General features: G+C 39.0%; 16 protein-coding genes. All 16 read left to right on the top strand.

From position 1 onward, the window contains the following. Positions 1–181: 181 nt before the first annotated feature. The 16 genes from MLC35_RS05075 (at position 182) to MLC35_RS05150 (ending at position 20,498) form a co-directional block, all read left to right on the top strand. The gene (locus tag MLC35_RS05075; RefSeq protein WP_434638123.1) at positions 182–2,152 is read left to right on the top strand and encodes a thioredoxin domain-containing protein; all 1,971 of its coding nucleotides are present in this window, start codon (positions 182–184) and stop codon (positions 2,150–2,152) included. Then, the gene (locus MLC35_RS05080) at positions 2,153–3,451 is read left to right on the top strand and encodes an APC family permease (protein WP_434638125.1); all 1,299 of its coding nucleotides are present in this window, start codon (positions 2,153–2,155) and stop codon (positions 3,449–3,451) included. It begins immediately after the preceding gene. A gap of 48 nt (positions 3,452–3,499) precedes the next feature. Then, positions 3,500–4,753, top strand: coding sequence for a TolC family protein (locus MLC35_RS05085; RefSeq protein ID WP_434638127.1), 1,254 nt, complete (start codon positions 3,500–3,502; stop codon positions 4,751–4,753). Continuing rightward, the gene (locus tag MLC35_RS05090) at positions 4,750–5,892 is read left to right on the top strand and encodes an efflux RND transporter periplasmic adaptor subunit (protein WP_418641315.1); all 1,143 of its coding nucleotides are present in this window, start codon (positions 4,750–4,752) and stop codon (positions 5,890–5,892) included. The genes MLC35_RS05085 and MLC35_RS05090 overlap by 4 nt, the downstream gene beginning before the upstream one ends. After that, a complete protein-coding gene (locus MLC35_RS05095; protein WP_418641316.1) occupies positions 5,889–7,034 on the top strand; it encodes an ABC transporter permease in 1,146 nt (381 codons plus the stop codon). Before MLC35_RS05090 ends, MLC35_RS05095 begins: the two co-directional genes overlap by 4 nt. Position 7,035: 1 nt before the next feature. Then, on the top strand, positions 7,036–7,749 hold the full coding sequence (locus MLC35_RS05100) for an ABC transporter ATP-binding protein (protein WP_346388666.1): 714 nt from the start codon (positions 7,036–7,038) through the stop codon (positions 7,747–7,749). 46 nt (positions 7,750–7,795) lie between these two features. After that, positions 7,796–9,334 (top strand): sensor domain-containing diguanylate cyclase, encoded by a 1,539-nt coding sequence (locus MLC35_RS05105; RefSeq protein ID WP_434638130.1) that lies wholly within the window; start codon positions 7,796–7,798, stop codon positions 9,332–9,334. A 97-nt stretch (positions 9,335–9,431) separates the two neighbouring features. Then, positions 9,432–10,025, top strand: coding sequence for a TetR/AcrR family transcriptional regulator (locus tag MLC35_RS05110; protein WP_434638132.1), 594 nt, complete (start codon positions 9,432–9,434; stop codon positions 10,023–10,025). 2 nt (positions 10,026–10,027) lie between these two features. Further along, positions 10,028–11,266 carry a TolC family protein gene (locus tag MLC35_RS05115; protein WP_434638134.1) on the top strand — a complete coding sequence of 413 codons (1,239 nt, stop codon included), beginning with the start codon at positions 10,028–10,030 and terminating at the stop codon, positions 11,264–11,266. Next, positions 11,263–11,970, top strand: a complete 708-nt coding sequence (locus MLC35_RS05120; RefSeq protein ID WP_434638136.1) for an efflux RND transporter periplasmic adaptor subunit — start codon at positions 11,263–11,265, stop codon at positions 11,968–11,970. Before MLC35_RS05115 ends, MLC35_RS05120 begins: the two co-directional genes overlap by 4 nt. Before the next feature lie 2 nt (positions 11,971–11,972). Continuing rightward, positions 11,973–15,023, top strand: coding sequence for an efflux RND transporter permease subunit (locus MLC35_RS05125; protein WP_434581507.1), 3,051 nt, complete (start codon positions 11,973–11,975; stop codon positions 15,021–15,023). A 10-nt stretch (positions 15,024–15,033) separates the two neighbouring features. After that, a complete protein-coding gene (locus MLC35_RS05130; RefSeq protein WP_434638138.1) occupies positions 15,034–16,191 on the top strand; it encodes an HlyD family secretion protein in 1,158 nt (385 codons plus the stop codon). Between the two features lie 6 nt (positions 16,192–16,197). Beyond that, the gene (locus tag MLC35_RS05135) at positions 16,198–17,820 is read left to right on the top strand and encodes an ATP-binding cassette domain-containing protein (RefSeq protein ID WP_434638140.1); all 1,623 of its coding nucleotides are present in this window, start codon (positions 16,198–16,200) and stop codon (positions 17,818–17,820) included. Further along, the gene (locus MLC35_RS05140; RefSeq protein ID WP_346388674.1) at positions 17,817–18,938 is read left to right on the top strand and encodes an ABC transporter permease; all 1,122 of its coding nucleotides are present in this window, start codon (positions 17,817–17,819) and stop codon (positions 18,936–18,938) included. Before MLC35_RS05135 ends, MLC35_RS05140 begins: the two co-directional genes overlap by 4 nt. After that, entirely contained in the window at positions 18,938–20,017 is a 1,080-nt protein-coding gene (locus MLC35_RS05145; RefSeq protein ID WP_346388675.1) for an ABC transporter permease, read from the top strand. Before MLC35_RS05140 ends, MLC35_RS05145 begins: the two co-directional genes overlap by 1 nt. Before the next feature lie 55 nt (positions 20,018–20,072). Beyond that, complete coding sequence (locus MLC35_RS05150; RefSeq protein ID WP_151900502.1) at positions 20,073–20,498, top strand: bacteriohemerythrin; 426 nt, start codon at positions 20,073–20,075, stop codon at positions 20,496–20,498.

Here is a 20,498-nt window from a genome sequence, read left to right on the forward strand (position 1 = left end):
TAGCAAAGACGCACAGTCGGCACTACAGTACCGATTCCGATGAATAGGCTTTTCGGAACCCGTACTGTAGTGCAGGCTGTGCGTTTTTAAAGACTAAGACTCCGGTTACAGAAAAAAATTTAGTTTTTCTCACAAGTCACGCTAAAAGCATTTTATTTCCAACATTATTGTACAATAAAATATGAAAATATTATTTCTTTTGTTTCTGAGTGTTGCTTCACTGTTATGCGCAAAAAATGGTTTACAATACGAAACATCGCCCTATTTAAAACAGCATGAGAACAATCCTGTGCACTGGCATGCCTGGAAGAAAAAAACATTTTTGCAGGCACAAAAAGAAGACAAACCTATATTTCTCTCTATTGGCTATTCCACCTGTCACTGGTGTCATGTGATGGCGAGAGAATCCTTTGAAAATAAAAAAATCGCACAGCTTTTGAACAAATATTTCATATCTGTAAAAGTTGATCGTGAAGAGATGCCGCAGGTTGATGCTTTGTACCAAAATATTTTTGCGCATGTGCATAAACGGACCGGCGGTTGGCCTCTGAGTGTTTTTATGACACCACAAAGAGAAGTTTTTTATATAACAGGATATATTCCTCCAAAAAAAGAGTTTTATTCTGAAGGATTTTCGGATTTAATACGAAAGTTTTCAAAATTATATACCGACAAAAAAGCGCTCCGACAAGAAACAGATAGGATTCAAAAGGCAGTGGCAAGCAGAGTAAAACTCTCAGACACAGAAGACAAAAATGTTTCCCTGACTACACTCAAAAATTCTCTCAAAAAATCTTTTGATACACTTTATACCGGTTTTGGCACAGGCAGAAAGTTTCCCGAGGCCTCCAAACTTGCTTTGATGATGGATATAGCGGATATAAGGGCAGACAAAACATTGAAAAAATACTCTTTTGCAATGCTGGACACAATGGCACTGCGGGGTTTGTATGACCATATAGGCGGCGGATTTTTCAGATACAGTGTGGATGCAAACTGGGAGATTCCGCATTTTGAGAAGATGCTCTATACGCAGGCGGAGCTTATTGGTCTGTATGTCCGAGCTTATGAAAAAAGTCATAAAAAGCTTTATGCAAGCGTGGTGCAAGAGACGATAGCGATGGTACAAAAACGTTTTTTGCACCATGACCTTTACTGGAGTGCAAGCAGTGCAGAGAGCCAGGGCAAAGAGGGAGCATACTTCACATTCAGCCCAGATGAAATAGACAAGGCGCTTAAAAAAAATCCTCATGCCGACGCCATAGAGGATGCTCTGGGATTTAGCACAGAGGGAAACTTCAACAACCGCGTGCATATAAATTTTGATACAGACAAGAGGCCTCCCGGTTTTGCATCTTTTAAGGAGATGCTGTACCATGTAAGGAAAAAGAAAAAATACCCTTTTATAGATAAAAAAATAAATACAGCATGGAACGCTATGATGATAGAAGCACTTTACAAGGCTTCACGCATTGATAAAAAATATGCAAAACTGGCAGAAAAAAATTTAAAAGCTTTGCAAAATCTGATGTTTGTGCGAGGGGAGTTGTATCATCAGACCATAGAGGGAGCTGTGCCCAGACAAAAAGCTTTGCTGGAAGATTACAGTTTTTTGATTGGAGCGCTTATCAGCGGGTATGAAGTTGATTATGATACTGCCAAACTTGATTTTGCCGAGTATTTGGCAGCACAGGCAAAGTACAGGTTTTACAAAAACGGTATATGGTATCTTTCAAATGACGCTTTACATGTAAAGGCCGGGATAAATGACAAATATTATACATCACCGCTCTCAAAGATGCTGCAAAACATAATCAAACTGGCATCGCTCAAAACCTCTTTTGAATACGAAAAACTGTTTCAAAGCAGTATGGAAAAACTCAAAGAAGAGCTTATAAGAGAAGAGTCAAATGCACCGGCTCTGGCACAGGCGTACTTAATGCAGAAACTGGGTGTTGTCGTCGTGAAAAGTTCAAAAGACAATTTGCTCAAAAATGCTAAAATACTACAAACAACAGATTATCCGTATGTATTGAGTGAAGTAAAGCCATATAAAGATTTTTTGGCATGTACCTTGAGAAGATGTTTTGTAAAAGATAAAAATATCAGCAGGATAATAAAAACAATAGACAGAGATTTCATAAGGAGATAAATGAGAAGTATAGGACTTTTAGGCGCGATTTCAATCGGTATAGGCGGTATGGTAGGCGGCGGTATATTCGCTGTTTTGGGAGAAGCGGTCTCTTTGGCACACGGGGCAACAGCAGTTGCCTTTGCCATAGCCGGTATTGTAGCAATATTAACGGCATACTCTTATGCGAAACTCTCCGTTGCCTATCAAAGTGAGGGCGGAACGGTCACTTTCATAGACAAAGCCTTTGGCGACAATATCCTCTCGGGGAGTGTCAATCTGATGCTGTGGCTGAGTTATTTGGTGACAATATCTTTATATGCCACAGCTTTTGCCTCGTATGGAGAGACTTTTTTTACACACAAGTCGCAATGGCTGCATCACGGGCTTATTATTGTTTCTATCATCATTCCGGCAGTTATCAACCTGGTCAGTGCTTCGTTTGTCGGTAAAAGCGAAACTGTTATTGTTGTTATTAAAGTTGCCTTGCTGGTTTTAGTCATTGCGGCAGGTTCTTTTTATGTAGATACAGAGCGTATGTCTCCTGTGCATTGGGGTTCTGCTCTTTCCATTGTGACAGCAGGTATGATTATTTTCGTTGCGTATGAGGGGTTCGAGCTTATAGCAAATTCTGCCCAGGATATCAAAAATCCGGATAAGAATCTGCCTCGGGCCTTTTATGCGTCTGTCATTATCGTGATAGCCTTGTATATTTTGATTGCGGTCATCACAGTAGGGAATGTTCCGGAAAATATTTTGATGCAGGCAAAAGATTATGCCCTGGCAGAAGCGGCAAAACCCTCTTTGGGGCAGATGGGCTTTACCCTTGTGGCATTTGCAGCACTGTTGTCAACATTTTCTGCAATCAATGCTACAATTTACGGCAATGCAAGACTCGGATACATCATAGCAAAAGACGGCAAGCTGCCAAGAGCTTTAATGGATGAGGGCAAAAAATCGGGTGTCCCGTTTAAAGGTGTTTTGTATACCACTCTTTTGAGTCTGGTTTTGGCAAACAGCATTGATCTGACAGAAATTGCCATTATAGGCAGTGCAGGGTTTTTGCTGATATTTTTGCTTGTCAATATCAGTGCATTTAAGCTCTCTCAAGAGATCAAGGCAAACCGTTTTGTTTTGCTGACATCATCTGTATTGAGTTTTTTGGCGCTTTGCACCCTGCTTTTTCATACATACACATCAAACCCGAGAGCCGTTGTGATTTTCATGGGCTTTATTATTATTTCCGGTCTTTTTGAACTGATCTACGGACGATATGTCAGAGGCCACTTTTTTAACAGGAAGTATAAAATCATCAAATAAAAAAGCGCTCTTAACATTATGCTAACACAAAAAAGCTATACTTTGTGTATGAAAAAGTTAGCATATATAAATTTATTGTTCCTGGTACTCTCCTTGCAGGGAAAAACACTTACTTTACAAGAAAGTATAGACAAAACACTGCAAAACCATCCTGATGCAAAATCTTTTGCGTTGAAAATAAAACAGTCGCATACAGGGTATACATCTGCACGTGCAGAATACCTGCCCCAGGTGAATCTGTCTGCGCAATACAATCCTACACAGACCTATATTTTTCCTGTCAACGGACAGTTTAATACAATTAATGATACAGGATGGAATATAGGAGTAAATGTCAAACAGAAAATTTGGGATTTTTCCAAAACAAGTTTGCAGATAGATGCAAGCAGACTTGATGAAGATATCTCGAAACTTTCTTTGAAAGATTTTCAGGCATTGCTTGCTTCAAAGGTAAAATCTTTGTATGAATTGATGGTTGTCCAAAAAGAAGCGATTGCTGTACGAGAAGCGGATTTACATGTAAAAGAAGCCTACTATGCCCAGGCAAAAGCACTTTTGCAGCAGGGACTCAAGACCGAAGCAGATACAAGCCGTTTTTTGTCAGCGGTATATGCGGCAAAAGACAATCTGGCCATTGCAAAATCTCTTTATGCAAAAGCAAAAAATTCTTTGTCTCTTTACATGGGAGAGACAATAGAGGAGAATGTCGATTTGGAAGCTAATGTTTTGAAAAAAGAGTTTCACAGTACTCAAAATACTGTACAGGAGATACTTGAGAGAAATACCGAATTGAAGATCTATGATGAAACCATAGAGAAAAATGCTTTGTTGCATAAATCTGCAAGAGCCTCCCATTATGGTTCGCTTGATGCCGTCGCTTCGTATAATCGTGTCAGCTCTTTAAATCTGTATAATACACAGCTTGTCGGTGTTGTGCTGAACATTCCTTTGTATGCCGGAGGAAAACTGACAGCACAGACACAAAATGCGAAAATAGGACTGCAGGTCGCCAAAGAGCAAAAAGCTTCAAAAATACTCGCTTTAAAAGAAGAAATAAGCAATCTTGTTTTGGATATACACAGATATGATGAGACCATAGCAGCAAAAAAAGCACAGCTGGATTCGGCAAAAAAGACAAAAAGAGTGCTTGACGGAAGATACAAAGAGGGACTCTCTACCTATATAGAAGTTTTGGATGCGAGTTCTCTGGTATTAGAGGCAGAACTCGGACTGCTTGAGGCCTATTACTCAAAAACGCTGAGTATAGACAGAATTGATTATTTACAAGGAAAAATAAAATGAGTACAAAAATGAAATATATAATTTTTACTGTTTTGGGTGTGGTAGCCGCAACTCTGTTTTATAACAAAGTTTTTATTCCAAAACATACATTTGAAACCGTGCATCCGACTCGGGGTGATTTAAACAAAGAGGTCTTTGGGATAGGAGAAGTAGGAGCAAAAAATATTTATGCCATCACCGCACAGACAGGCGGGAAAATTGTGCAGATAAATACAGATGAGGGAAAATGGGTTGCAAAGGGTGATCTGCTTGCCGTTATAGACAGTGTAGATCTGCCCCAGTTGATTGAAGAGGCAAAAATGTCGGTATACAAAGCAAAGTCTGAACTCAAAGCAACACAAAAAGAGCTCAAATCCCTGGCTGCACAGAAAATTTTGGCAAAACTGACCTATGAACGGTATAAAAAGCTAAAAGAAAAAGCTTTTGTCTCTCAGGCGGAGTATGACAAAGCCAAGGCGGACCTGGACAGCATTGAGGCAAATATACAGGCAACACAGGCGCATATAGATTCTTCAAAAACAGAAGTGGTCCGTTTGCAAAAGGCTGTAGAGGCTTTACATGTAAAGCTCTCACGTTATAAAATTTATGCGCCGGTTGACGGCTATGTCATTGCCAAAGAGGCTGAGGTTGCACAAAATGTTCTGCCGACACAGCCTATACTGAAAATAGTTGACCCGAAAACCGTATGGATTAAAGCATATATAGATGAAAAGATAAGCGGAGATGTCAGAACAGGACAGCGTGCAGTTGTGACATTGCGTTCTCAAAGCAATAAGAAGCTTGAAGGGTATGTAAGCCGCATTGTCGCACAGAGTGATGCTGTGACACAAGAGCGAGAAGTTGATGTCAGTTTTTATGCTGTGCCGACTCCCTTTTATATCAATGAACAGGCAGAGGTACTCATTACAACACAAACACTGAAAAATGTTATCAAAATACCTGCTTACTTGATTGTCTATAAAGATAAAAAGGCCGGTGTCTGGATAGAGAAAGAGGGACATGCACACTTCTTACATGTAAATATAACGGCTATAACAGACAAAGAAGCAGCTGTGAAAAATCTGGATACGACTCTTGGACTCTTGGTCCCGGATAAAACCAAAAAATCGTTCAGTGAAGGTATGAGAATTTACAAATGATAAATCTAGCACAAAAAGAGATAGCCCATACTTTTGGAAAGTTTATCGTTACTGCGATAGGCGTAGGCATGCTGCTTGGTATCGTTTTTGTTATGATGGGTGTTTACAGAGGAATGATTATCGATGCGCAGGTTCTTTTGGATGATGTGGGTGTTGACTTCTGGATAGTACAGGAAAATACCCTTGGTCCTTTTGCCGAATCCTCACGGATACATGAAGACTTCAAAGATACAGTAAAGGTTATTGAAGGAATAGACAAAGCAGAAGGAATGACATTTCAAAATCTGCAGCTTCCGTCAAAAAACGGCGCTGTCCGTGTCTTTGCAGTGGGATTTGATCCTTTTGGTGACATTGACCCTGTTAATCCAAAGCGTTTAATAAGCGGACGAGGACTTCGCAGAAATCATTATGAAATGGTTGTCACTGACAAAACAGGTTTTAAACTGGGCGACACTATTCGCTTAGGACGGGATATTTACCATGTGGTCGGTGTAACACACGGAACCGTCTCCTCAGGCGGCGATCCTTTGGTGTATATCAGTCTCAAAGATGCACAGCAGTTACAGTTTTTATATTCCAATGCCCGTATACGAAATGACAGAGCAAGAGGTGTTTCCGGTGTGAATTCACACATGGTCAATGCTGTGATAGCAACGAAAAAAAATGGTTATGATGTTGATGTTATTGCACAGCAGATAAGAAAATGGAAACATAAAGCAGTATATACGGCTGCCCAAGAGAAGACAATACTGACACAAAACCTTATTGAAAGGGCGTCGAAACAGATAGGAATGTTTACGGTTATCTTGGTAATTGTGTCGACGATTATTATTGCGCTGATTATCTATACGATGACGCTGGAAAAAATGAAAGAGATAGCTATAATGAAGCTTATCGGTATACCAAACAGTATGATTATCAAAATGATTGTACAAGAGACACTCATTATGGGAGTATTGGCATTTATTACTGGTAACATTTTTGCACATCTTATTTATACAAAATTTCCAAAAAGAGTGGTATTGGAAACGCAGGATGCTGTAGCACTTTTTATCGTTGTTGTTATTGCATCCATACTGGCTTCCTTAATAGGGGTAAAAAAAGTAATTGCAGCAGATCCTGCACAGGCAATAGGCGGTTGATATGAGTAAACAGGCAATTAGAGTAGAAAATCTGGTGAAGAATTTCGGCAAGGGAGATTCTCTTGTTGAGGTCTTGGACGGTGCATCTTTCAGTGTAGACAAAGGAGAGCTTGTAGCACTTGTTGCCCCAAGCGGTGCCGGAAAAACAACACTGCTCATGATGATCGGCTGTGTGGAAGAACCGACGAGTGGAAAAATATGGCTTGGTGAAGAAAAAGTCTATGACAATGAATGGTTAACAAAAGAGACGCGAAAAATAAGACGCGAAAAAATCGGTTTTATTTTTCAGGCACACTACTTGATTCCGTTCTTGAATATTTTGGAAAATATCACTCTGGTTCCACAGGCAAATGGTATCTCAGACAAGGAGAGTGAAAAAACAGCGATGGAACTTTTAGAGTATTTTGATATTGCTGATAAGGCGTACTCTATGCCTTCACAACTCTCAGGCGGACAGAATCAAAGAGCAGCCATAGCACGGGCTCTGGCAAACAAACCCCAGATTATACTGGCAGATGAACCGACAGCAGCACTTGATTCCAAGCGTTCTGTTGATGTTGTAAAAATGCTCAAAAAGATAGCTATAGAACAGAATGTGGCGGTAATCATGGTGACACACGATGAAGCGATGCTGCCGCTGTGTGACAGAATCTTGAAAATAGAAAACAAAAAAGTTGTCTCTTCAAAAAGTTTCCAGGAAAATACGATACTTTGATATTTTTGTGAGATTAGATATACTTATTCAAACGAAATGGATAGGTATGGATAATAAAAAACTTATAATTACTGTATTTATTATTGTTTTATTGAATATGCTGTTTTTTTTGCAGTTTAACAGAATGCAGATGAAAAATATTTTTAGAAATGCAAATGAGATGGCATTGAGTATTGAACATAAAATGCGTATGAGTATCAATGCGGTAGAGTATTTACATGTAGCCGCAGAGCAGATTTTTAAAAATAAAGAAAATCTCAAGCCAAATGAGGCTTTACATGTAAAGTATGTTAATGAAAACGGCACCTATGCACTGGATGAAAACAAAGAAGTAAACTTATTGGGTTTTGGCAAAAAAGCACTTTCGGACAAAAGACTGCTCCAGGAGATGGAGGCGGCACTGCAACTCACTCCGTTTTTTCAACTGGTTGCTGAACAAAATAAAAATTTTGCCTGGATTTATTACTATTCCAAAAATCATTTTACGGTTCTTTACCCTTATGTTTGTTCTGCAGATTTTCAGTTTACCCCTGTGGTTGAGAAAAAACCTTTCTATCATGATGCAACTCCCCAAGCCAATCCTCAAAAAAAACTCTTTTTGACACCTTTGTATATGGATGCCATAGGCAAAGGGCTTATGGTGACTGTCGGCAAGCCTTTGTATTACAAAAATCATTTTTTGGGGACACTTGATGTGGATATAACATTGAACAATTTTGACAATCTGCTTTCACGTTTGGATTATTTTAATAATCAAAGTGTGATTTATAACAACAAAAACCAGATAGTGGCAAGTCATAATCTGATACAGGATTTCAACCGAAGCAAGATATACAAGATAGATGATTTTCTGGATTTCTCTATACGAAATATGAATGAAACTTTAGAATCTCTGCAATACAAAGACTCTCAATATATTTTTGTCAAAAGACTCCCGTATGTACATTTGCACTTTGTTTATAGAGTACAGGCACACACTCTTTGGTTTAAATCTTTTTTATATACTTTTCCTATTTTTCTTTTAATGCTTTTGAGCCTTTATTTGGTTTTTTTGTATCAAAAATCAAAAATTATCAATCAGAAACTCAAGATGCAGACTATACTGGATTATATGACCGGTGCTTATAACAGAAGATATTTTTTTGAAGTTGCCAGGGCAATTTTTTCCAAAGCGCTGCGAAAACATACCAAACTGGCTGTAGTGATGATGGATATTGACGATTTTAAGAGTGTTAATGATACTTATGGTCACGATGCAGGTGACTTGGCTATCATAGAAGTTAAAAAGATTTTAGAAAAAAATCTGCGAAGATATGATCTGTTTGCACGGTTTGGAGGAGAAGAGTTTTGCGTTGTTCTTGATGATATTTCCAAAGAGGATGCAGAAAAACTTTTTGAAAAAATAAGAAAAGATTTTGAAAACAACATCATTACATACAACAATATGAAAATCAGATATACAGTTTCTTTTGGCATAGCATACGGGATGGCGGATTCTTTGGAAAAAATGATAAAAGTGGCAGATGAAGCACTGTACAAATCCAAGAAAAACGGAAAAAACCGGGTTACACTCTACGAAGTCTGATATATTGAGGGTACCTCCATTGCCCTTAAGAAAAAATTAACAATAATACTACTATAATAATTGAACGACAGTCGGTCAAAAATATTTTCGGAGGGTTGTGTTGGTAATTATAGTTGACAAAGAACAGAAAAAAAAAGATATTGCTCTTGGAACAAAAGCGTTAATTCTTAAAGACGGAATTAACAATATAACAATTTCTCAGATTGCAAAAGCTGCCAACATAGGCAAAGGCACTGTGTATGAATATTTCAAGAACAAAGATGAGATAGTCTTTGAACTGGTTGAGATTTTGATGCAGGAGCATAACAAGAGAAAAGAGAAACAACTCTCACTACATGTAAGCACACGGGAAAAAGTCAAAAGTTTCTTTAGCTTTTTTTATGCCGATGAAGATCAGGAACTGCGTGAAATATACAAGCAGTTTACTGCCATTGCTCTGAGCAGTACAAATGAAGAGATGGTGGCTTTTCAAACAGAATGCTATACGCTTTATGAAAAATGGATGGAAAATATCATAGAAGAGGGCATAGAAAAAAACGAGTTAAAGAGTGAAGCAAAAGAGTTGGTTATGGGTATTTTTGCTTTTGCTCAGGGTACTTTTATTATGAGTGTTACCACAAGTGCCATAGAAGATTTAAAACAAAAAATAGATACGCAAATAGATATTTTATTTGATTTAATGGAGAAATGATTATGAAAAAACTACTTTTACTCACTGTTGTCCCTGCTCTTTTGTTTGGAGATGACCTGAAATCACTTTTGGAATTTGCAAAAGAAAATAACAATCTTGTCAATGCCTCCAAAATAGCAGTACATGCAAAAGCAAAAGAGGTACAAAGTGCCGCAAGCAATTACTTCCCTACGGTAGATGTGAGTGCTTTTTATAAAAGAGATGATAAACCGAGTCCTTTTTTCCCGGGAACAACATACGGAGCAAGGACGAAAATCGGGTTTGACATATATGACGGCGGAAAGAAATCAAATACAAAAAAACAAAAAGAGAATGAAAGAAAATCTGCTTCTTTCAGTTATAAAGAGACAAAAAAATTGACACTTCTTGCCATAACAGAGGATTATTATAATCTCAAAAGTCTGCAGGCCTCTTTGGGTGCAACGATAGAAGCTTCCAAAGCAGTCAAAGCACAACTTGAAAGAGTGCGACATTTTTATGAAGCTGATCTTGCTACAAGTGATGATGTGGACAGACTCCAATCTGCATACGACAGTACTTTGTATGCAATAGAATCTACAAAATTTCAAATTACAGCGCTGCATAAAGCACTTGAACTCAAAGTCGGAAAAAAAATAAACACTTTGGAAAATTCGCAGTTTGACAAAAGAGCAGCACAAAATGAAGAACTCCTTGACAGTATCCAGTCACTCAGGTACAAAAAAGCAGCATTGCAAAATTTAGGCGAAACGGTTGCGAGCTATTATTATCCTACTCTGCGTATAGAAGATACCTATTCGTTTTATGGGTATCAAAATAAGCCGACTTTTGGGGGAGTTCCCATTGCCTACCTTGACAAACAAAATGAGCTGATGGCTACAGTCGGCTTGAGACTTTTTGATTTTGGAACACTCAAAGAACAAAAAGAGGCACTCAAACTGCAGGCTGATGCACTGAATCAACAGATTATTTACAAATCAAAAGAACAACAAATGCAGCAAGAGTTGGCACAAGAGAGAATTCATACAGCCAAACTCAACATAAAAAGTTCAAAAAGTGCACTCAAAGCGGCAAAAAGTGCTTTAAAGACTATCACAGAAAAGTACAATGCAGGCATTGTGGACAATGTCATCTATCTTGATGCGCTCTCGGCAAAAACAGAGGCAAAAGCAAGGTATGAAAAAGCACGCAATGATTTGGAAATAGCCTATGGCATTTATTACTATTACAACAATAAAAATTTAGAGGAGTTTGTCAAATGAAAAAAATATTTATAGCTTTAATCACCCTGGTGAGTCTCTCTTATGCGCAAAAGATTTATGCAACATTTGATGTGGCAGCAAAAAAAAGTGCCAATCTGGCTTTCACTGCGAGCGGAATTGTAGAAAAAGTCAATGTCGATATCGGCTCTATAGTGAGCCAAAACCAAATACTGGCAAAACTGGGAAACAAAGATATAAAAGCAATGCTTGAAAAAACACAAATAGTTTTTAAGTTTGCTTCAAGAGAACTCAAAAGACAGGAAAAAATCAAAAAGCTTATAGATGCAAGCAAATATGACAAAATACTCAGTAATTATGAAAATGCCAAAGCATCGGTTGCCTATCAGCAGGCTTTGTATGAAAAAACTATTTTAAAAGCACCCTTTGCAGGTATCATTTATGACAAAAGCATAGAAGTAGGCGATGCTGTAAGCGGTTTGATGCTTAAAACTGTTTTTAAAATACAAAGTATTCATGCAAGAAAGCTGATATTGGAATTTGATCAAAAATATCACGATATTGTGAAAGTCGGACAAACCTTTGAGTATAAAGTCGATGGGGATAACAAAAAATACAAGGGTGTTATTTCAAAGGTCTATCCGTATGCAAATTTTGACAACAGAAAGATAAAAGCGGAAGTAGAGGCAAAAGATTTTACAGTCGGGCTTTTTGGTGACGGTATGATACTGGTTGACGGAAAATAACGATGTACAAATTAGCGATTAACAGACCAATTGCAACACTGATGTATGTCATTACATTGGTGATTTTTGGCTATATGAGTTTTAAAAGCATGCCCTCGGCACTCTATCCGAATGTTGATTTTCCTATAGTGACAGTCAAAACAATCTATCCGGGTGTTGAAGCAGATACGATAGAATCACAGGTCACAGAAAAAATAGAAGAGGCCATCTCTCGTATAGGCGGAGTGGACAGCATCACATCCACAAGCAGTGACGGCGCATCTGTTGTTATGGTGAAATTCTTCCTGGAACGCAATATTGATGAAGCGACCAATGATGTACGAGACAAAGTCTCAGCTGTTATCTTGCCAAAAGATGCACAAACGCCACTTGTCAGTAAACTCGATATCGGCGGGGCTCCTGTTATCAATGTTTTTTTAACAGCAAAAAAAGATACCTTGCAAAACCTGATGGTATTTGCAGATGAGAAAGTAAAACCGGCTATTCAAAAGATTAACGGTGTCGGTGCTATAAATATCATCGGTTACAAAGACAGAGAGATAAAAATTTTCCCAGATATTTATAAACTCAACAAGTTTGGCATTACAATCAAAGAGTTGAATGATATTATTGCCGAAGAAAATGTCAAAATCGGTGGCGGAAAGCTTATCACCAAAACAAAAGAGATTATCTTAAAAACAAAAGCGGATGCTCTGAGTGTGAAGCAACTTCAAGACATTATAATAAAAGATGATTTAAGGCTCAAAGATCTGGCAACGGTAACAGACTCTTTGAGCGATGCAAAAAGCTACTCGTCATACAACGGTATACCGGGTGTTATGCTTGAAGTGCAAAAAATTTCAGGAACAAATACGATAGATATAGTAAAACGCGTCAAAGAAGCCGTGCCGCAGTTAAAAACAATGGCTGGCGAAAAATATGGTGTAGAACTGCTCCAGGATACAACGCCTTTCATCATTCACTCACTTGAAGATGTGAAATTTGACCTTATTTACGGTGCAGTTTTGGCAGTTATTATCATCTTCGGTTTTTTGAGAAACTTTACTATTACGCTGGTTTCGGCACTCTCTATTCCAATCTCTATCCTGGGTACGATTGCTTTAATGAATCTGATGGGGTATAACCTGAATAAAATGACACTCATCGGTTTAACGCTTGCTATCGGGATTATCATAGATGATGCCATTGTTGTGTTGGAGAATATCTACAAAAAGATGGAAGCAGGCATGGGCAAGTTTGAAGCGGCACTCTATGGTGTGAAAGAGATGGCATTTGCTATTCTTGCGATTTCGGCAATGTTGCTTGCTGTTTTTCTTCCGGTTGCGCATATGAGCGGAATTGTCGGAAAATTCTTTGAAAGTTTTGCGATGACGGTAGGTTTTGCGGTAATTATTTCCTATACGGTTGCGATGAGTTTTATGCCGAGTCTGAGTGCAAGAGTATTGCATAAAGGAGAGAGCAGGTTTTACAATATTACAGAACCGATTTTTCAGCGTATAGACAAATTATATGCTGCAACACTGAGTTTTGTGCTTCGTTTTAAATTTTTTACACTTGTTTTTGTTCTTGGGGTGTTTGTTGCCTCGCTTTCTCTCTTTCCGAAAATCGGTATGGATTTTCTGCCAAAAGAGGATAAAGCAGAGTTTGAAGTAAAACTCAGAGCCGATGCGGGCATCAGTTTGGATGAAATGATACGGGAGTCCAAAGTGATTGAAAATTTAATCAGAGCTGACAAAAATGTTGTTTTTACAACCTTGAGTGTAGGCTATAACAGTGTACACGAGAAAAACAAAGCGCTCATTTATGTCAAACTTACGCCTAAAGGCAGCAGAAAAAAGAATCAAGAAGAGATTATTCAGGAATTTCGACAAAAGCTCAAACCCTTTTCCAAAGAGATGTTTATTACAGCAGCGGCAATTCCAAACATCAAAGGTGCCGGGGTGAGTGTACCGTATCAAATTGTACTGACATCGGATTCTTTTGCTGACCTTGATGTGGCGAGAAAAAACCTGATGGAGTATCTGGCGAAGAAAAAAGGCTTTGTTGATATTGACAGTAATCTTGATGAAGGCAAACCGCAGATTGACATCAATATAGTACGTGAAAATGCCAACAGAATGGGGATTAGTGCAGCACAGATAGCAAAGGCTGTCTCCATTGCCTTTTCAAGTGATTTGGAAATTTCCTATTTTGAGCAAAACGGAAAACAGTACAAAATTACCCTGCGACTGCCTGACAAGGACCGTGTAAGCATAGATGATCTCAAAAAAATCCAACTCAGAGCCAAAAACGGAAAGTTGGTTTTTCTTGACGGTCTTGTCACATTTGACAAGGCAAGGTCTCTGGCTTCTATTTATCACTATAACAGACAAAGACAGGTGACTATCTATTCTGATCTGTTTGGGCTTGATCTGGGCGGCGCTGTCAAGTATACACGTGCAAAAATAGACACATTGCTGCCACCGGGTGTAAACTATAAATTTACAGGCTTTGCCGAAGAGATGGAAAAAACAGCCAAAGCCTTTGGCGTGGCTCTTGGTTTGTCTGTAATTTTAATGTTTATCATTCTGGCAATTTTGTATGAGTCGCTTATTCAGCCTGTTATCATTATGATGGCATTGCCACTGAGTATTATCGGGGTTATGCTGGCTTTGTATCTGACACATTTGCATTTCAGTCTTTTTGTGATGATAGGATTTATGCTGCTTATGGGGATGGTCGGTAAAAATGCCGTACTGCTTGTTGATTTTGCCAATGAAGCAGTAGCGCGGGGAAAAGATGCCAATGCAGCACTGCTTGAAGCGGGAGAAAAAAGACTGCGCCCGATTTTGATGACAACAATTGCGATGATATTTGCGATGCTTCCTTTGGCACTGAGCAACTCTTTGGGAAGTGAAACAAAAGCACCGATGGCAATAGCCATCATAGGCGGTCTTTTAAGTTCAATGGTGCTAACATTGCTTGTTGTGCCTGTAATTTATAAAATGATAAATCCGATTGATGCGTGGCTTCGAAAGTGGTATGAGAAAAAAATACAGAGTGATACTGAATAAGGAGTAGATTATGCAGGTTCTGAAAAAATATTGGTTGGGTGTTGTGATAGCTGTTTTATTGGTTACAGCAGGCGGAATGATCTATAAAAAACTGCATCCAAAAACACTTCCTGCAAATTTGGTTGAAGGGACAGGCCGCATGGACGGTGATCTGGTAAATCTCAATGCAAAATATGCAGGAAGGCTGGAAAAAATATCTGTTGATAACGGTGTACCTGTGAGCAAAGGAATGGTTGTGGGTGTCTTGAAGAGCAAAGAACTTGCAGCACAAAAAGCAGGGCTTGATGCACAGATTCAGGCAAAGAAACAGCAACTCGCAGCACAAAAAATTGAAGAAAAAATTGCACAGAAAACAATTCCGCTTTTGGAGAAAAAAGCAAAAGCACAGCTTGTCTCAGCCCAAGCCTCGCAACAGGCATTTGAAAAAAATATTTTGATACAAAAAGATGTCGTTGCCCAGGCAAAAAGAGATTTCAAACGCTCTCAACGATTGTATAAAAACAAAAGTATTGACAAGCACAAATTGGAACTTGCGCAACTCAAAAGGGATACAGAAAACAAAAAGCTTTCCGCACTGCAGCAACAGCTGAAAAAAATAAAATCAGCAGTAACTCTGGCTCGTATTGCACTTTTGGATGCGCAGGCATCACAGAAAAAACTTTTTGCCATTGCCGCAAATATTCAGGCCCTGCAAGATGGTATTGAAGCCCTCAAAGCATCCAAAGCACAGATAGAAGCGATGATTCAGGAGATGACACTTGTTTCACCTGTTGATGGAATTACGGTAGAAAAAATCGCCAACGAGGGAGAGGTAATAGCTCCTGGTATGCCGGTAGCCACACTTTTGGATCCTCACTCGTTGTATCTGAAAATATTTGTCGACACACTGCAAAACGGAAAAATAAAACTGGGTGACAAAGCGGTAATATTTCTTGATGCCTATCCAAATCATCCGATACAGGCAAAAGTAGTGCGTATTGCCCAAAAAGCGGAATTTACGCCCAAAGAGGTCAGTGTGCGTTCAGACAGAATTCAAAGAGTGTTTGCCGTACACCTCAAACCACTGGCAATTGACCCTTTGTTAAAACTCGGTATACCGGCTGTGGGAGTTGTGTCACTTGATGGCAAAGGTCTGCCAAATTCACTCAATGACATTCCGGTACTCTAAAACAAGATGTCTCTTCTTGAAGTAAAAAATATCCGGGTCTCTTACAAAAAAAGAACAGGCATAGACAATGCCTCGCTCACAGCAGAGAGTGGAGAGATTATCGGTTTTATAGGAGCGGACGGTGCAGGTAAAAGCTCCCTTATGCATGCTGTAGCCGGTGTTATCCGTTTTGAGGGTGAGATTGTTTATGATGGTATCGCGTACCATTCACCCAAAGAGGCAGAAAAAGTAAAACCTTTTATCGGATTGATGCCACAGGGAATAGGGCTTGTTCTTTATGATACTCTGACAGTAGGGGAGCATTTGGAGTTTTTTGCCGATATTCGCAATGTTGCAAAAGATGAACAATTTCTTGCATATAGAGAAAAACTGCTGCATATGGCAGGACTGAGTGCTTTTGTTGAGAGAGAAGCCGGTAAACTCAGTGGCGGGATGATGCAAAAACTCTCACTTATCTGCACACTGCTGCACCGTCCGAAACTTCTTATTCTGGATGAACCGACAACCGGAGTGGATCCTTTGAGCCGTTTGGAACTGTGGGAGATTTTGGACAGCATACGCAAAGAAGAAGGAACAGTAATTTTAGTGAGCACCGCTTATATGCAAGAAGCCTCCAAAATGGACAAAATTTTTCTTTTTGACGAAGGAGAAATCATTGCCAGCGGAACAAATGAAGAGCTTATAGACTCTATCCGTCCGTATGTTTATGAAGAGGTTACATGTAAAGAAGAGTGCCTTGGTTTTAACAAGCGAACATATTCGCTGCTGCCTTTACATGTAAAGCAGGCAGAACCTACTCTGGAGGGACTCTTTTTTGTGAACGCGCTGCAAAAGAAAAAGCTCCTGCCTAAGGTCGTCATAGCAAAACGAGACAAAGAAATTGCAATACCGCCTGTTGTGATGCAGGCATATGGCATTACAAAAAGATTTGGCAGTTTTACGGCAAATGACCATGTAGACATAGAACTCAAACGGGGTGAAATTCTGGGTCTTTTGGGTGCAAACGGCGCAGGAAAAACCACATTTATCAAAATGCTTTTGGGTCTGTATCCGATAGACGAGGGCACACTTACCCTGCTTGAAAAAGTCATCCGCAGCGGAGATGATCGTCAAACGCTCAAGTCCAAAATCGGCTATGTAAGTCAGCATTTTGCACTCTACAATGACATGACTGTAAGAGAAAATCTGATTTATTTTGCCAATATGCATCAGATTCCTCTCAAGACTGCCTTGAAAAGAATAGAGCAGTATGCCAATGAACTCGGCTTTAAAGAGTATATGGATGAATTGCCAACTGCGCTTCCTCTTGGTGTCAACCAGCGTTTTTCCATAGCTGCGGCACTTTTGCACGAACCGCTTGTGCTGTTTTTGGATGAGCCTACAAGCGGCGTGGATACCATTGCAAGAGCACAATTTTGGGAGATACTTAAAAAGCTTAAAGAGCAGTGGCATATATCTATTTTGATAACCACACACTATATGAGCGAGGCGGAGTACTGTGATCGAGTGGTACTCCTCAAACAGGGAAAAAAGATTGCAGACGATACCATAGAAAATTTTTATAAAACACATCCCGATGCAAAGAATTTTGAAGATATTTTCTTGACATATTATAAGGATAGAGAATGAAACTAATAACCATTAAAGCCTATATATTGAAAGAATTTATGGAGCTTTACAGAACGCGTCTGATTGTGATGGTATATTTGATGCCGAGTATGATTGTACTGCTTTTTGGCTATGGAATCCGTATGGATGTAACGCATGCAAGAATTTTGATTATTGATAATGACCAGAGCAAATTTTCACAAATGCTGATTTCAAAATTTGAACATAGCAAATACTTTAATGCAAAGGTGTTACATGTAAGTGAAAAAGAGGCACTGCGCTCTATAAAACAGGCTAAAACCGATGCAGTTTTAATCATTCCCTCTTCTTTTGAAAAACAACTTTTACACGGACAAAAGAGTGAGATCGGTGTTTTTGTGGATGCCTCTTTTCCGACAAGGGCTACTACTATTGAGGGGTATATCAAGGGGAGTGTGCTTGACGGGGCAAGCGAGGTGGCACAAAGAAGCGGTTTGTCTGCAAAAGGGCTTATAGTGTTAAATCAGCGTACGCTTTTCAATCAGGCAATGCGGGATGAAGATGCCATAGTTCCAGGACTCATAGGGCTTGTGCTTTTGGTGGCTCCTGCAATTTTGGCAGCACTTCTTATAGTAAAAGAGAAAGAGCGAGGGACCATTTTTAATTTTTATGCTTCGCCTTTGAGTAAAGGAGAGTTCCTTCTTGCAAAACTTTTTCCTGCTTTTTTACTGCATTCTGTGAATATTTTTATACTTTTTTTGCTTGCAGTTTATCTGTTTGATGTTCCTTTTCGGGGAAGTTTTATGCTCTACTGGCTCAGCAGTGAACTTTATATTCTTATCAGTCTCTCTATCGGTATGCTTATTTCTATCATTACAAGCAGACAAATTGTTGCCGTTGTTTTGACAATTATTATTACCATAATTCCCGGATTTTTATACTCTGGTATGCTGATGCCGATATCTTCCATGAGTGGCGAGTCATATATTGAAGCGCACATGTTTCCGGTGATGTATTATACGCATATTCTTTATGATACATTTTTGATAGGACAGGGTTTGGCGTCTGAAAAAATTATCATGTATCTGCTGATACTTGTCGGGTTTGTTGTGGGACTTTTTACTGTCGGCACCTTATTGTTGAAAAAGGAGATGAGATAATGCGAATATTTGCAATGATTGTCTCCAAAGAACTGCTGAGTTTTTTACGCTCTATAGGATTAGTGGCTGTTGTACTTTATTCGTTTACACTCGATGTTTACATAGCCGGTTCCGGCATACAGATAAAACCGCGCAATGTTGTTGTCGGATATGTTGACAAAACAGGAGGGGGAGTAAGCCAAAAAATACTTGCACGGTTACATCAACCGGAGTTTAAACCACCGGTTGCCTTTCTTTCGCAAAAAGCACTCTCCAATGCTATTTTTAATAAAGAAGTTATGGTCGGAATACTCTTTGACTCTGATTTTGAAAAGAACTACAAGAGCGGGAAAAAAGCACAGATCAATCTTTTGCTCGATGCTACTGCAGCATCGCAAAGTCTCACGACATTTATGTATCTGCAAAATATTGTATTTGACTTCCAATCTGTAAACTTTCCGCTTGAATTAAAGTCACATAAACTTTTTAATCAAAATGCTGACAATCACAGTTTTATGGCACTGACAGAACTGCTTTCAATTATAACCCTGTTGATAGTCATTTTGACGGCCATTGTTTTTGTCAAAGAAAAAGAGGACGGTACCTGGGATATTATGCTGCTTACTCCGATAAATCCCAAAATCATTATTTTGGCAAAAAGTTTTTCTCAGGTACTTATTGTCATGGCAGGCGTTGTTCTCTCTTTGGGATTTGTGCTTTTTGGCCAGTTTGATGTACCGCTCAACGGTTCATTTTGGGCATTTATGCTCCTGACATTTTTGTATTCTGTTTCGAGTGCCGGCATAGGACTCTTTGTAGCGGCTGTGTCCAAAAATGTGATGCAGGTGGCACAGCTTTCTATCATTATTATGATGCCGTTGATTTTTCTCAGTGGTGCATGGACCCCTGTTTATGCTATGCACCCGGTATTTCAGACACTCTCTTTGTTTTCACCGCTTCGCTACTACATAGAAGCAACAGAGAGCATCTTTTTCAGAGGAACGGAGTTTATAGATTTGTGGCCATATTTTAGCGGAGTTCTTCTTCTTGGAACGCTGCTGTATTGGTACGGTTTTAAAAAAATCGGAAAATTGTTTTAAATTAAGGCTCTGTTTTTAATTTTTTACTATAATAAAAGAAAAAGAGGGATTTTTTATGGCATTGGTATATATTGAGCAGGTTGAAGATATGGATGTGGAGGAGATGCAAAAAACTCATGAAAATGAGATTAAAATTTTAAATGCAATAGATAATCTTGCGATCTCTTACGATCGGGGGGAAGCGACACTCGAAGAACTTGAAGCAAAAATCGAGGAGTATGTAAAGCATGTTCATGAACACTTTGCAAACGAAGAACGTCTGATGCAAGAGTATAGTTTTCCTTCCTATGACATGCACAAGACTGCACATGACATGTTTTTGGAAGAATTGAATATGGCTCTTAAAAATTGGAAAAACTATAAAAAGGTTTCAAAAATTACTGATTTTATCCGCAGAGCACCCGAATGGATAGTCTTACATGTAAACACAGTGGACTACCCGACTGCAAATTATCTTGCAAAAAAGATGAAAGGTTTGTAA

The sequence above is a fragment of the Sulfurimonas sp. NW7 genome, assembly GCF_051132265.1.
Classification (GTDB): Bacteria; Campylobacterota; Campylobacteria; order Campylobacterales; family Sulfurimonadaceae; genus Sulfurimonas; species Sulfurimonas hydrogeniphila.